This is a genomic window from Parasutterella secunda, from assembly GCF_024733725.1.
Lineage (GTDB): Bacteria > Pseudomonadota > Gammaproteobacteria > Burkholderiales > Burkholderiaceae_F > Aphodousia > Aphodousia faecalis.
Genome location: NZ_JANRHP010000002.1, coordinates 35,086 through 50,025, shown reverse-complemented (window position 1 = coordinate 50,025; position 14,940 = coordinate 35,086). Strand labels below are relative to the sequence as shown.

13 protein-coding genes are annotated in these 14,940 nt (G+C 44.9%); 2 read left to right on the top strand and 11 right to left on the bottom strand.

All coding sequences use genetic code 11. From position 1 onward, the window contains the following. Positions 1-110: 110 nt before the first annotated feature. From NW199_RS02095 to NW199_RS02070, 6 genes are all read right to left on the bottom strand, one after another. A complete protein-coding gene (locus NW199_RS02095) occupies positions 111-1,181 on the bottom strand; it encodes an NADH:flavin oxidoreductase/NADH oxidase (protein WP_258333494.1) in 1,071 nt (356 codons plus the stop codon). Positions 1,182-1,199: 18 nt separating this feature from the next. Further along, entirely contained in the window at positions 1,200-1,817 is a 618-nt protein-coding gene (locus NW199_RS02090; RefSeq protein ID WP_249092580.1) for a riboflavin synthase, read from the bottom strand. A gap of 4 nt (positions 1,818-1,821) precedes the next feature. Continuing rightward, on the bottom strand, positions 1,822-2,919 hold the full coding sequence (ribD, locus tag NW199_RS02085) for a bifunctional diaminohydroxyphosphoribosylaminopyrimidine deaminase/5-amino-6-(5-phosphoribosylamino)uracil reductase RibD (RefSeq protein ID WP_258333493.1): 1,098 nt from the start codon (positions 2,917-2,919) through the stop codon (positions 1,822-1,824). 6 nt (positions 2,920-2,925) lie between these two features. After that, complete coding sequence (gene nrdR / locus NW199_RS02080) at positions 2,926-3,369, bottom strand: transcriptional regulator NrdR (protein WP_022473149.1); 444 nt, start codon at positions 3,367-3,369, stop codon at positions 2,926-2,928. A gap of 412 nt (positions 3,370-3,781) precedes the next feature. Continuing rightward, positions 3,782-3,904, bottom strand: a complete 123-nt coding sequence (locus NW199_RS02075) for a hypothetical protein (RefSeq protein ID WP_258333492.1) — start codon at positions 3,902-3,904, stop codon at positions 3,782-3,784. Positions 3,905-4,174: 270 nt separating this feature from the next. Beyond that, positions 4,175-5,386, bottom strand: a complete 1,212-nt coding sequence (locus NW199_RS02070) for an IS4 family transposase (protein ID WP_258333491.1) — start codon at positions 5,384-5,386, stop codon at positions 4,175-4,177. Between the two features lie 207 nt (positions 5,387-5,593). Between NW199_RS02070 and NW199_RS02065 the strand changes: the two genes are divergently transcribed. Next, on the top strand, positions 5,594-6,805 hold the full coding sequence (locus NW199_RS02065) for an autotransporter outer membrane beta-barrel domain-containing protein (protein ID WP_258333490.1): 1,212 nt from the start codon (positions 5,594-5,596) through the stop codon (positions 6,803-6,805). Between the two features lie 97 nt (positions 6,806-6,902). Here the strand turns inward: NW199_RS02065 and NW199_RS02060 are convergent, their stop codons facing one another. Beyond that, complete coding sequence (locus NW199_RS02060; RefSeq protein WP_258333489.1) at positions 6,903-8,891, bottom strand: autotransporter outer membrane beta-barrel domain-containing protein; 1,989 nt, start codon at positions 8,889-8,891, stop codon at positions 6,903-6,905. A gap of 605 nt (positions 8,892-9,496) precedes the next feature. Here NW199_RS02060 and NW199_RS02055 point away from each other — a divergent pair. Beyond that, a complete protein-coding gene (locus tag NW199_RS02055) occupies positions 9,497-10,600 on the top strand; it encodes an IS4 family transposase (RefSeq protein ID WP_258333638.1) in 1,104 nt (367 codons plus the stop codon). Positions 10,601-11,357: 757 nt separating this feature from the next. Here NW199_RS02055 and NW199_RS02050 read toward each other — a convergent pair. The 4 genes from NW199_RS02050 to tyrS form a co-directional block, all read right to left on the bottom strand. After that, the gene (locus NW199_RS02050; RefSeq protein ID WP_507237024.1) at positions 11,358-12,041 is read right to left on the bottom strand and encodes a DUF4372 domain-containing protein; all 684 of its coding nucleotides are present in this window, start codon (positions 12,039-12,041) and stop codon (positions 11,358-11,360) included. Between the two features lie 444 nt (positions 12,042-12,485). Further along, positions 12,486-13,085: a YbhB/YbcL family Raf kinase inhibitor-like protein gene (locus tag NW199_RS02045; protein ID WP_258333488.1), complete on the bottom strand. Its 600-nt coding sequence runs from the start codon at positions 13,083-13,085 to the stop codon at positions 12,486-12,488. Between the two features lie 62 nt (positions 13,086-13,147). After that, positions 13,148-13,585, bottom strand: coding sequence for a D-aminoacyl-tRNA deacylase (dtd, locus tag NW199_RS02040; protein WP_258333487.1), 438 nt, complete (start codon positions 13,583-13,585; stop codon positions 13,148-13,150). A 71-nt stretch (positions 13,586-13,656) separates the two neighbouring features. Beyond that, on the bottom strand, positions 13,657-14,895 hold the full coding sequence (gene tyrS, locus NW199_RS02035) for a tyrosine--tRNA ligase (RefSeq protein ID WP_258333486.1): 1,239 nt from the start codon (positions 14,893-14,895) through the stop codon (positions 13,657-13,659). Positions 14,896-14,940: the final 45 nt, after the last annotated feature.

Sequence of the window (14,940 nt, the reverse complement as noted above, 5' to 3'; positions counted from 1 at the left end):
CGAAGAAATTCTGTTCTTTATGTAAATTGGCATATTGTACCGTGTTTGGGCGCGGACAACACGCCTAAACGGTACAAAAATTAACGAAAAATCAATTCGCTAGAGATTTTTTAACGGTGCATTCCCCGAACGTAAGAGGGTGGGAAATCCACTTTTTCTCCCAACTCCAGCGCAGCCTGCCAACCCCAATGGGGATTAAGCAACATTTGCCGACCAACGTCGACTAAATCCGCCGTTCCTTCCACGAGTACGCTTTCGGCTTGACGCGCGTCTTTAATTAAGCCGCAAGCAATTGTCGGAATCCCGGTTTGCAATCGAACAGCACGAGCAAACGGTAATTGATAGCCATAGGAAACGTTGATCTTTTGACTGCTGTGCAAGCCCCCTGTTGAGACATCAACAAACGCGCAGCCCCTTTCTTTAAGGCTTTCGACAAGCTCGAGGGTTTCTTTCAGATTCCAGCCGCCCTCAATCCAATCTGTAGCGGAAACTCTTACCCCGATTTCGACATTGGGGGCCGCCTTTTTCATCGCATCAAAAACAGCCAACGGCAAACGGGTACGATTTTCAAAACTTCCACCCCACTCATCGGTGCGAAGATTCGAAATCGGTGAGAGGAATTGGTGCAAAAGGTAGCCGTGAGCCATGTGAATTTCAATGGCATCAACTCCTGCGCGCTGAGCACGTTCGGCGGCGTTCGCAAAAGCCTGAATAGTGGCTTCTATGCCACCCGGAAGCATTTCCCTCGGAGTCGGCGCATCACCCCCGGCGCTCACCGCAGACGGAGCAACTGGCTCCCATCCGCCTTCTTCCGCTAAGAGATGGCCGCCTAACCAAGGAGCACGTTCAGAAGCTTTACGTCCCGCGTGACTAATTTGCACAGCAACTTTCGTTGTCGGATCTATCGCTTTCATTGTCTGAACGATTTCTGCAAAATAACCCGCCAACTCATCTGACCAAAGTCCCAAATCTGAACCGGTTATACGACCATCCGGCGTCACGGCCGTGGCTTCTATACAAACAAGTCCCGCACCGGATCCAGCCAATTTGCCATAGTGAACTTTATGCCAAGTTGTAGCCTTTCCATCAATGGCTTGATACTGACACATCGGCGGCACACTGATGCGATTGCGAAGTTGCATCTGACCAATTGTGTAAGGAGAAAACAACTGCGTTTTCATGATTGGATTCCTTTTGTATCAAAAGAGCCCATCATCGTTTTTAAGGCTCATCATTCGTTCCACGTAGCGAGCAATCGTATCGATCTCAAGGTTGACCCAAGACTGAGGTTTTAAGTGCTTTAACGTGGTAACTTCCACGGTGTGCGGAATCAAATTAATGGAGATACGAGTGCCCACCGGCGTATCTTCAACATCATTAATTGTCAAAGAAACTCCATTGACTGTCACCGATCCCTTATAGGCCAAATAGGCAGACAATTTCATGGGGGCACGAACCACTAAATGCCAACTTTCGGCCTTGGGTTCCATCACTTCCACCTGGCCCACACCGTCCACATGACCGGAAACAATATGACCGTCCAATCGATCACCAACACGGAGCGCTTTTTCCAAATTGACTTCGCCCCAGGTATCTAATCCACATGTTTTTGACAAACTTTCTGCGGAGACCTCAATTTGAAATGTATCTCCTTCAATATTAACAACGGTCATGCAAGCGCCATTAACCGCAATCGATTCGCCAATCTCGGTCCCCTTAAGCCAGCCTGCCGGTGTGTCAATCGTCAGGCGAACACCGTCACCTAATTTTTCAGGTTCGCGGACCTTGCCAATTGCTTCAATAATGCCAGTAAACATCGTTTTATTTCCTTTTTCGTAAGATTATTCGAACATCTTCGCCCACTTGGCTCGTCTGAACCGTTGTCCATGTTTCACAATCAGACAACGATTGAAGGGGCGGAAGATCGAAAGCACTTCTGCCCTGTCCTAATATTTTCGGCGCAATGTAGCATAAGAGCTCATCGACTAAACCTAATCGGACCATTTCACCGGTTAAAGTTGCTCCCGCTTCGACATGCACCTCATTGACTTCACGTCGTGCCAGTTCCTTCAAAAGCGCTTGCAGATCAACTCGACCGTTTTCGCCCGAAAGACTCAGAATTTTTGCGCCTTTTTCTCTTAATCGCTGGGATTTTTCGAGATCTTCCTTGGCACAAACAACAAGTGTCTGTCCTTCATCAAAAAAATGATTTTCAGGATTAACTCTCAAATGAGAATCGACGAGAACCTTCAATGGTTGCCTTGATTGAAGCTTTCCATCCACTCTAGCCGTCAACGACGGATTATCAGCCAATACCGTTCCAACACCCGTGAGAATTGCCCCGGCCTCACACCGGTAGCGCCTGCCGTCTTCCCTGGCTTCAGGTCCTGTGATCCACTGACTTTCTCCATTTGTCAGAGCCGTAAATCCATCTAGGCTCATCGCGACTTTCGCGCGCACCCAAGGGCGATTTTCTGTCATTCGTGTCATAAAGCCTGCGTTCATCTGCCAGGCCTCTTTTTGCAGCAATCCGACATCCACGGTGATTCCGGCTTGCCGAAGCATTTCAACACCACGGCCGGCCACAAGCGGATTGGGATCCAAACACGCGACAACGACTCGAGCCACTTGTTCTTTAATTAACCTTAGTGCACAAGGAGGGGTTCTCCCATAATGAGAGCAAGGCTCCAACGTCACGTAAACAGTCGCTCCCTTTACATCATGCCCTTTTGCCGCTGCATCTTTAATCGCTTGAATCTCTGCGTGATCAGAGCCCACCTTTTGAGTGAAGCCCTCGCCTAAAACAGAGCCCTCTCGAACAATGACGCAACCTACGGAAGGATTAGGCGGACTAATCGGACGGGCCTTAGCGGCAAGCGTTAAAGCCTCTCGCATATAGTCTCGATCTGAAGAGAACATCTCTGACTAGACCTCTCGAGCCATATCAGCAAATTTTTGAACGTCTTCAAAATTGCGATAAACGCTGGCAAAGCGAACATAGGCGACTTTATCAAGACCGCGCAGCTCTTCCATCACCAATTCGCCCAAGCGATCGCTTCGGACTTCCCGTTCTCCTAGTGCAAGCATCTTTTGCTCAATACGGTTAATTGCTTCATCCACCCGCTCGCGCGATACCGGACGCTTACGTAACGCGAGCATCATTGAAGCACGAAGCTTCTTTTGGTCATACTCGCAACGTCCGCCTCCACGCTTAATAATGGAAGGCATCGAAAGTTCCACTCTTTCATAGGTGGTAAAGCGTTTTTCACACTTTAAGCAACGACGACGTCTACGAATAGTCGTACCATCCTCACTTGTGCGAGAGTCAATCACTTGGGTTTGCTCATGTTTACAAAAAGGACAATGCATACCCCCATCTCCTTTGTATGACCACTAACGATAAAAACTTTTTAACCACAATATATGGTATTAAAGCATTTAGGTTTGATTGTACTCGTTGCCACACTATCTGTGGAGATTTTTTCGATTAATATGGAGAATTTGTGTTTTTATCGAAGATATTTCAAACGAAATACAATTGAGAGAGAATTTTTTAAATAACTAAATCTTGAGGGGTTATGTAAATAACTAAAATCAATTTCACAAGCACACTGCATGAGAAACCAGCGATCGGCTTACAAAATCTCGCATTTAAAATCAGCACTGCTCAAATACTAAAAAGGGGCAATCCCAAACGTCTTTGAGATCACCCCCACTTCAATCAAGTCGGCCGGAAGGTAGTAGAAAACCAGCGTTAACTTAGATTAGAAGACTTCTCAGATTAGAAGTTGTGAACGATACCGGCAACGACTTCTGTCGCCTTAGCTTCGACATCACGGTCTTCGCTCTCACCGCTAACCTTGGTATAACCAGCAGCCGTATAAACATTTGTACGCTTGCTCAACGGATATTGGTAACCGACGCCAAATTAGATCGTATCATTGGCGCCTGTTGGCTATGGCTAGCTGGCAGCATCCCACAAGCAACTGATCGACTTGGAGGTGGGTAGTCATTTTGAACCAGCAAATCAATGGGTTGTCTTCAGCTGTGACCTTTCACCAAAATTCACTGCTGGCCAAATCAAAAATGTGCATAGCCTGTTTTAATGGCCCTGTTTCCAATAAATACAGGGCTGCCAAAATGTTGCCTCAAAAGTAGGCCCTACCTGCGTTTTCTAATTAAAAACAAGCTCCATTTGCGGTATGTTTTTTGGAGGGGCTTGCTTTGGGATTCTGAAATCCGGGCGATCTATCCATACATCCAGTTTTTTATGAGTTAACAGATTTAATCTGACAAACTTCAGTAATCTGGAGAAACTCCAGTGATAACGGGCGATGCGTCGTAATATCTCAATTAATAACGTCGCCACGGCTGCTGTCCAGATCTGGTTCATCACGGCGTTTTCCGTGGTTCCAATGAAACTCTTTATCTTTAAGTTCTGTTTGAGTTTTTTGAAAAACAGCTCAATCTGCCAGCGCTTACGATACAAATCCGCAATCTGCTCGACCTTCAAGTCAAAATCATTACTCAAAAATTCAAACCATCGATCATTGTCCGAATCGTACCATTGCACCAGTCGGAATCGCGTGTCTCCACAAACTTTTTTGGCCTGCTCTTGGGTAAAACGAAAGCCATAATCCCCATATGATTGGGTTTCTTCAATGACATCGTCCTTTAGTTTCGTCGTCTTGGCATTGTCTTTAATGCGGGTAACAAACTTGGTTCCACGTTGGGTCAGCCACATAAATAGGGCGTAGTCGTTGTAGCCTCGATCCATGACTACGGTGATTTCTTTTGCACCAATAGCTTCAATCGCCCCTTTAGCCGCCTTAACATCGGCTCTTTTCCCATGGGTCATGTCCATGACAACCGGCAGTTGAATATCTTCATCCAACACGGTGTGCAACCTGAAACCGCCCTTGGCGCGGCGATAATAAGCCCATTGAAATCGAGATAAACACACAGAAATAGTCGTGGAATCCAATGCATAGACCGGTCGTTTGAAGTCTTGATCTAAATGCCCTCTAAATAGGTTGCCGTAAGTTTGCAGCAAACGAAAATACAGTCGCTTGGTCATTTCATAGGGACGATGTTCATTGGCGTAGGCCAAAGTTGTACGGCCCATGGCTTTGGCTGAGAGATGTTGAAGCTTGCCGACAGCAGAAATGAGTCCATCTTCAATCTCTCTGAGCGAATCACAACCAGCCAGATGGCAGAACAATAAGGAAACGATTTGATCCCACAGAGTAAATTTACGTGCGTTACACCTGGGACTGAGGCGTTTATCTTCTTCAAGAATCCAATCTTGGGGTAAATACTTCAGGATTTGAGCGAAGAAGCTGATGGGAGCATTTTGGTTGGCAGATTCGTTAAAATGAATATCCATGGCGGTTTCTTAGGTTTTTTGTGTGGTAACTAAAAATCTACAAAGAAAACCGCCATTTTTCTGTCCGTTATTTCCCTACTGTAGGCGAACAGATCTTGACTGTACTTTTAAAGGCCGATTTGGACACTACTGTTAAATTTTAGTAATAACGTTGACAGGATAGATTTAGCCGATGGTGCTGGAGCAATTAATTTAATTGATAGCACTGTGCAATTTGAATTGGGTACAGAAAATAGTCTTAAGGTAGCTTCTTTAAGTACTGATGCAAATTCTAAAGCGAGCTTCAAACTTAGTCGCATGGGTACTGAGCAAGAAAAAGTACTCGATGTCACTGCGGTGACGGGCGATGGCGATGTCAACGTCGGTTACACGGGCAACGTTAGTGATGAGTTGGCTGGTGGAGCTGATGAAGTTGATTTGTTCAGTGGCGTAAACCTGGGTGATCAAACGCTTGAACAAGTCAGCGTTGATGAAGGTATTTATGGAGACGGTGCCGTTTATACTCAAAATGCTGACGGAAGTGTTGTTAAAACAACGACCTCTACGAACTCTTTGTTGACATCTGCTCATGATTTAGCTATGGCGAATGCCTACATGTGGCGCTCCGAATTAACATCCTTGTCCGACCGCATGGGTACTTTGCGCACATTGCCCGAAACAGCTGGCGTTTGGGCTCGCTATACGGGCGGCAGTTTCGACGGTGATGATTTCACGCACGATTACAATACGATTGAAATCGGTGCTGATATAAGTGTTGGCAAGAATTTCTTGATCGGCATGAGCTTTGACTACACGCAAGGCGAAAGTGATCTCGCGGCCGGTAGTGCCGATAGCGATAACTACAGTGTGGGTTTCTATGGTAGCTATTTTAACGATAACGGTTGCTTCTTGGATGCAATGTTTAAGATCGGTAGCGTTGATGCCGATTACAAACTGAATAATGGTTTCGCAGAAGAGGGTGATTACACATTAACCGGTGTGATCTTCGGTATTGAAACCGGTCATCGCTGGACAGTGAATAATTGGTTCATTGAGCCACAACTGCAATTGACTTACAGTAACTTGGCCTCCGACAGTTATCGTACTAACTTGCGTGAAGTAAGCTTTGACACGATGGAAAGCTTGATTGCGCGAGTTGGTGTGATGAGCGGGTTAACGTTTGCTCAAGATAAGGGCTCTGCCTACGCTAAGGTATCATACAATCATGACTTCTTGGGTGATGTAGAAGACGACTTCACTACAGACGGAGTTACTCGTACGTTTAAGGACGAACTTGATGATAACTGGGGCGAAGCCTCTTTGGGTATGAACTACCGGGTCAATGATAGTGTCAACACTTTTGTTGACCTTGGTTGCACCTTCGGTGGAGACATTGACCAGGATTGGCGTGTGAACCTCGGTGCACGTTACATGTTCTAAATTAAATGTAAGCAAAAACTTCCGCTCAAATTCATGAGACGGATGTCTTAAACACAAGTTCGGGCAGGTCAAATGACTTGCCCGAGTATTTTAAAGATTAGAACAGATAACCCAAACGAGCTTGAGCATACCAAGTATTCTTCACGTCACCCGCAAAGTCTTTTGAGACTTGTACTTGAAGATTGACGTGATCTTGGATTTGCATATTGGCTGTTAAGCCGATATTTAACCAAGCGTGCCGATCTCCCCACGTGACATCAGTCGTGTTTGTGCCATCGGTGTAGTTGGCGTCTTGACCGTCTGTGAATTGATAGAAAACGTTTGTCGCCAGATATACCTCACCGGCAGTCTTAGCGGTGCTCCATTCTTTGCCGGCACGAACACCGGCGCGAGCCGTTAGCACGTTGGCAGAATCGATGTCTGCCCAAAGGTCTCGGTTGGTTTTGTAGCTTTCAGATTTGATATGCGTGTATTGAAGCTGTAATTGTGGCTCTAAGAAAACGTTTTGGTCATCGGTATAGCGGTAGCCATACTCACCGGATAGGGCAAAATAGTTTTGCTCAAAGTCACCGCTTGTCGACAATGTACCGATTTGATTAACGGCATTAAATTCCGTATCTAATTGTCCGATACGTCCGACAACGTCTATGTAATGAGAACCGAGCAACCACGTGTTGTACAGCATTACTTCATATCCGTCGGATTCCCCCGTACCTGTCACATCAACTAAGTTAACATCGGAGTTATTCAAAGAAACAGCAATGCCAGCGGATTGATCGTTGTTATGCAGCAATTGTGCCCCAATCGTAAGTGTGTCATAGTCTCGGCGGTATTGATTGTCGATGCCACCGTGGCCATAACGGTATCGAACCCAAAGTCCGTTGTTGGCACGACTTTGACCGTCAACTCGATCATGGTAACTATCCATTTGTGTGATGGTATCGTAGGCTGCGTAGCCGATGCCTGTCATCGCTAAACTGGCGGCGGAAGAGGAACGAATAATGCGGGTAATGATCCAGTTGGTGTAGGTATTATCAAAGGCAAGAGCGTTTTCGCCGTCATCAACGACACGATCTTCATATTGCGCATTGTTTGGATCGGCAGGATCATAAGTTTCTGATGCAATCTCAAGCTCATAATCGTAAAGCGACTCACCATAAAAGTTTTGCTTATCTGCGAAAGTTACGCCGGAGTCTGTTTTAACGGTGGCAAAACGCAACGTGTTATCAGGGGTAATGTCTGTGAGTTTTTCTAAATTGTAGGGTTCAATATAGTGCATGCCAGGCTTTGATGAGCCTTCGATAAAAATCATGTCACTATTAGCGACATTTTCTGCATCAAGGTCAAGACGGAAAATGCCACCTGAACCCTTAAGGTCACCGATTCGAACGTAATTGTGTTCAACATTGTAATGTTCGGCTTGTCCGCTGATTAAATCGGTCAGGCCGGTTTGATCTAAAAGCCAATCGACATGTGCATCAAAAAGGTTGATGACTCCACCGTTTTGTAGGGTGATTGACGAAATGCGTTTGACAATTGTATTGGCAAAATAGCTATCCGTTGTGCGGTCGGCATCAAAACCGAAATAGATCCATTGAGCGCCGTCTTCAAAGGTGAGGTTTAATTGATCTTTGTTCTGGGGCAGATCTTGATAAGAAATCGTTTGACCGTTTAGAGTAACATCAGCATTTTGCCAAGATAGCTCATCACCGAACCAATAAGATTCATCACCGCTGAAGGTAATCGTCACTGCCGAAGCATTATTACTACTTGATTGTGAACCTAGGAAATCGATGGAACCAACTAACTGGTTGCGTGTTGAGTGAACCGTTACAATACCACCGTCTTTGGCGGAAATTAGATCAGGCTTAGAAGAAATCGCCCAAAGGCGGGTCGTAGTATCTTTACCTTTGGTACCAAGGATTATTTCCCCATCGTTACGAGCATAAAGTGCATTTCCTCCGATTTCTTCTATCTCTATATTTGGCCCATGTGCTAAAACCAGGTCTACATTGCCTTGAAGGTGGATTAAATTTCCCTCATTGCGTGAGTAAAGAATGTAATTGCCTTGGTCCCAGCCAGACACTAGAGTATTTGCTGATACATGAATATTGGTGTTGCCAGTAACGATCACTTGGTTTGGATTATTCGCATTGCTAATATCGAACGCAAATGAATTCTGTTCAACTAATGCATTTCTTATATTGACGTTAATATAGTCTAAATTTGCAGAGTTGTTGATAATGGGGTTTGTGCGGAACGAATATAACTCATCAGTATCGATATTGATAAATGAGTCTCCATAAGCATATCCATGCGAAAAGGTCAGCATTACGCAACTGATAGCTCGATATAAGACTATTTTATTGATTTTAATTTGAGAGTTGTGTGCGGGGGGGGGCAGCTGTCTCATTTGAGTTCCTAACGAATAAATTAATAAATATGATTTATCAGTAGTGTCCAAATCAAACTTTAAAAATGCAGTCAAACTCTGTTCGTCTCCGGTAGGGAAATAACGGACAGAAAAATGGCGGTTTTCTTTGTAGATTTTAAGTTTCCAGACCAAAAATCAAAAAAACCGATATGAACGCTTATTGTAACGAATCTGCCAACCAAAATGCACCGATCAGCTTTTTTGCTCAGCTATTAAAGTATCTTCCCCGGGACTGGATACTTTAGGAAGATAAACGGATCAGTCCCAAATGTAATGCCCGCAAATTTTCATTATGGGATCAGCTCGTTTCTTTACTGTTCTGCCACTTAGCCGGCTGTGATTCACTAAGAGAAATTGAAGACGGATTGATTTCAGCCGTCGGCAAACTTCAACACTTATCAGCCAAAGCCATGGGGCGAACTACTCTGGCTTATGCCAACGAACACCGCGGCTATGAGAGCGCTCAGAAACTGTATTTTCGCTTGTTGCAAACTTATAGAAACCTCTTTAACGGTCATCTCGATCAAGACTATTTGCGTCCGGTCTATGCGTTGGATTCCACAACGATTTCGGTCTGCTTAACTCGGTTTAAGTGGGCGCATTACCATCGAGCCAAAGGTGGCTTTAAGTTACACACGGTTCTGGATGAGGACATCCAACTGCCGGTTGTTATGAACATGACTCATGGAAAAAGGGCCGATGTTAAAGAAGCCAAAGCTGTCATTGAAGCCCTCGGAAACAAGGATATTACGGTTGTCATGGACAGAGGTTATAACGATTATGCCCTTTTTATGTGGCTAACCCGTCGAGGCACCAAGTTTGTCACTCGAATCAAAGAAAATGCTAAAACTACTCGATTAAAAGATGATGTCATTGAAGAAACGCAAACCTATGGGGATTATGGGTTTCGTTTTACTCAGGAACAAGCGCAAAAAGTTTGTGGAGACACTCGTTTCAGACTGGTGCAATGGTACGACTCGGATAATGAGCGTTGGTTTGAATTTTTAAGTAATGATTTTGATTTAACGGCTCAACAGATAGCTGATTTGTATCGTAAACGTTGGGAAATTGAGCTGTTTTTCAAAAAACTCAAACAGAATTTAAAGATCAAAAGTTTTATTGGAACCTCTAAAAATGCGGTGATGAACCAAATATGGACAGCAGCCGTAGCTACCTTGTTAATCGAGATATTACGGCGTATTGCACGGTATCACTGGAGTTTCTCCCGATTATTGAAATTTGTGGAATTAAATCTTTTAACGTACAAAAAATTAAATGTCTGGGTTAATCGACCGGATTTCCGAGTTCAGAAGCAATCTCCGCCCAAAAATCTGCGACAAATGGAGCTGGATTTGGATTGAAAAGTCTCGGGAGGGCCTACTTTTAAGCAGCGCTTCGGGAAGCCTCATGTTTATTGAGGTGAGACCTCCTAAATTAGCCTATGCACATTTTCGATTTGGACAGAAGTGATGATTTATAAAGAACATTTTCCAATATTCGTTAAGCTTTTGCAAAAATTAGGTTGTACAGAACAATTGCATATGTTGTAAATTGATGCAATATCATTTTGAGGCTTCAATAGCCTCAAGAACAGCAGAAAAATTCACTGCTGGCCATCTATGGAACCCGACCGTTTGTCAAGGGTAAGAGGAAAAAATTTTCCCATTTAACAACAGCCAGTGGCTGTAGCTAACTAGTTGTTTTCTGAACGTGGTGGATGCAACCGTGTCAAGCCAACGTGGAATACCGAGCTCAGGTAACTGAGCGAGGATATGCCGCGAAAGGGCTTGCACACGCTCTTTTAAGAAATATCATCCACTAGGGGCAAGACTGAAAAGCGGCGCTTTGAGGTCTTGGCCTTAGTGACTTACATTTTCTCATTGTTAAAGCAGTCATTGAACTTGGTTACGTTAATGAAAGAGTCTGTTTCTAGCAATCTATCCGGGCTGTTTCAGAATTCCTAACGGATTTCATTTGCCCACTATGAACTTTCAGAAAAGGACTTCCAATGCCCAATAAAATGGATTGTCTGCAAGACAATGGACAGCAACGGGCTGTGTGGAAGCGCCTCTGGCTTTCTCATAACGTATTGTTCTTGATTGCTCCTCTGTTTAATCTTTACACTTTTATTGCACTGCGAGCAACACCGGCTCGGGCATAATCAAAACCCGTTCCATATTTCATCACCGGATAGGCGATTCTCAATAGTTTTGCCGCCAGTTGAATGATAAATTTTTGGTACGGCATGATTAAAAACTTCTTATCCATCCAACGTTTGAGCTTCCAGTTTGGTAAATTCCCGTGCTTGTTCATCCTGTAGAGACAATTGGCGGCAAGCACAACATTGCGTCGCATTAATCGATCGCCCCGTTTGGTGATGCCAGCTGTCTTTTGGTGGTGTCCGGTAGTTAGATTTCTTGGGACAAGTCCGCAATAGGCAACCAAATCTTTCGGTCCTTTGAAGTCTTGATCTAAATGCCCTCTAAATAGGTTGCCGTAAGTTTGCAGCAAACGAAAATACAGTCGCTTGGTCATTTCATAGGGACGATGTTCATTGGCGTAGGCCAAAGTTGTACGGCCCATGGCTTTGGCTGAGAGATGTTGAAGCTTGCCGACAGCAGAAATGAGTCCATCTTCAATCTCTCTGAGCGAATCACAACCAGCCAGATGGCAGAACAATAAGGAAACGATTTGATCCCACAGAGTAAATTTACGTGCGTTACACCTGGGACTGAGGCGTTTATCTTCTTCAAGAATCCAATCTTGGGATAAATACTTCAGGATTTGAGCGAAGAAGCTGATGGGAGCATTTTGGTTGGCAGATTCGTTAAAATGAATATCCGTGGCGGTTTCTTAGTTTTTTTGTGTGGTAACTAAAAATCTACAAAGAAAACCGCCATTTTTCTGTCCGTTATTTCCCTACTGTAGGCGAACAGATCTTGACTGTACTTTTAAAGGCCGATTTGGACACTACTGACCAAAATTAAATTTTCAATATTGACATATACCGTACTTTTGTAACACTGCGCTGCAAATTCTTTCATTAACCTCGTTCTGCCAACTTCTCTTGCTCCACAAATGACAAATGGATTCCTATTCCTTTGAGCGGTTCAATAACTTTGCGGTACATAAATCCGTGCCCTATTGCATTTAATGTACAAAAAATGAAAAACGTCTTGTCAATAAACCTAAGAACAACTTGGGGGAGCAACTCGCTCCCCCATTAGTCTATCCAGTGAGAATCGCTTAAAGCGGTTGCAACCTGGGATTCAAACTATAAATTCCTTGGATCGTTGCGCTGGCCAGAACATGCGAAGCCATACGTTGGCAAACTTCCTGCCAACGAGCCGTATCGGGCAAGTCCAATGTTTTGACATCAAGCGCATACACTCGGAATTCATAACCGTGAATACGAGCATCGAATCCCGGAGGACAGGGACCATCGTAGCCGCGATGAATTTCCGCCTCTGAGCTATAGTCATTGATCGCTTCAATTCCCATCGGTTTGGCAAAACGCTTACCGCTTTTTTCATCACCGACACTGGCTTCGCCTTTTTTCACTTCGCAAACGGCAGGATCCATGTCCCAAACCAACCAATGCACAAAGTCGCGTCTTGGTTGATCAGCAGGAATTTCACCCTCTTCATTCAAAGCCTTTCGGTCCGTCGGAACATCCGGATCAATACAAGCTAAAACAACGGATTGTGTTCCTTGCGGCAAACCGCTCCATGAAAGGTGAGGGTTTAAATTTTCAGCCAACGCGAATTTGCCGTCAACTAATTGCCCGTAGGCACATTCGCTCGGAATCCACTGTCCGTGCTCAAAATCTTGACTGGTTATTTTCATAGGCAATCCTCCCAAGATTACTAACTTGATTATTCGTTGCTTCAGACGCTTTTGTCAATGTTTTAACACTTTAGCCAAATCGTCACCGGACCGTCATTGATTAAGGCCACCTGCATATTTGCGCCAAACTGCCCTGTTTGTGTTTTAAGACCACTTTCTCTAACTCTTTCAATAAAGTGCTCATAAAGACGCTTTCCCGTTTCGGGATCCGCTGCAGGCGTAAAGCTCGGGCGAAGTCCTTTAGCTGTGTCCGCAGCAAGGGTGAATTGGGAAACGATTAATATTTCTCCACCGATATCGGACACACTCTTATTCATCTTGCCGTTTTCATCTTCAAAAATCCGATAGGCCAACACTTTTTTGACAAGCTTTTCACATTGCTCTTCGCTGTCGCCTTTTTCTGCACACACTAAAACCAAAAGACCTTTTCCCACGGCACCAATGACTTGGTCATTGACCGTCACGGACGCGTTTTTAACCCTTTGCAGTAATCCGATCATTATCCTATCCTTTATCAAAAAGCCGCGGCAAAACTTCGTTCGTCGCGGCTTTTGTTTTTCATCAAATGGTCTTAGTGAACCGTCACTTTAGCCCACTTACGCTTACCCACTTGAATGGTATACGTGCCGGCCTTAAGTTTTAATCCGCGATCGGTTACGCGGTCTCCATTGACGCGAACACCCCCTTGGTCAACGTTACGGTTTGCTTCGCCGACGCTGGGCACCATGCCGGCTTCCTTAATGAGTTTACCGATGCCGATTTCGCCATCCACAGCGGCCACATTAACTTCCGGGATTTCCGAGGGCATTTCGCCTGCGCGGAATCGGTTATTAAATTCCACTTCCGCGACATCAGCATCCGCGCTCGTGTGGAAACGTTCAACAATTTCTTTAGCCAAAAGAACCTTGGCTTCACGAGGATTTCTACCATTGGCACACTCATTCTTGAGCGTTGCGATTTCGCTGTTGCTCTTTAGGCTCAAGAGGTCGTACCAATTCCACATCAAGTCGTCAGAAATACTCATCACCTTGCCAAACATATCATTCGGCGTATCGGTGATACCGATGTAGTTGTGTTTGGACTTACTCATTTTGTTAACACCGTCCAAACCGACAAGCAGGGGCATGGTCAAAATGCACTGGGGCTCTTGATCGTATTGGCGTTGTAATTCACGGCCGACAAGAAGATTGAAGCGTTGATCCGAGCCGCCCAATTCCATATCAGCCTTCAAAGCCACGCTATCGTAACCTTGCATGAGCGGATACAATAGTTCATGCATGGCAATCGGGGCTTGTTCAGCATAGCGCTTGGCAAAATCATCGCGCTCAAGCAAACGGGCCAACGTATAGCGAGAGGCCAGTTTGATCATATCGGTAGCCGTCATCTTGTCGCTCCATTCGGAGTTGTAACGGATTTCCGTTTTTTCGCGATCCAAAATAAGGCTTGCCTGATCCAAGTAAGTCTTAGCGTTGACTTCAATTTGTTCGCGAGAAAGAGGCGGACGGGTCACGTTGCGACCAGAAGGGTCACCGATAGCGGCCGTGAAATCACCGATCAAGAAAATGACGGTGTGGCCCAAATCTTGCAATTGACGCAATTTATTCAACACAACCGTGTGACCGATATGAATATCCGGAGCTGTGGGGTCCAAACCGAGCTTGCAGCGCAAAGGCGTTCCCGTTGCCTGCGAGCGAGCCAACTTTTGCTCAAGATCCGATTCAATCAAAAGCGTGTCAACGCCGCGCTTAATGGTTGCCATGGCTTCCTTGACCTGTTCGGTCACAGGATATTTTTGTTCAGTTTCGCTCATAGATTTTTTACAAAAAAAATTACATAAAAAACAGAATATTCAATC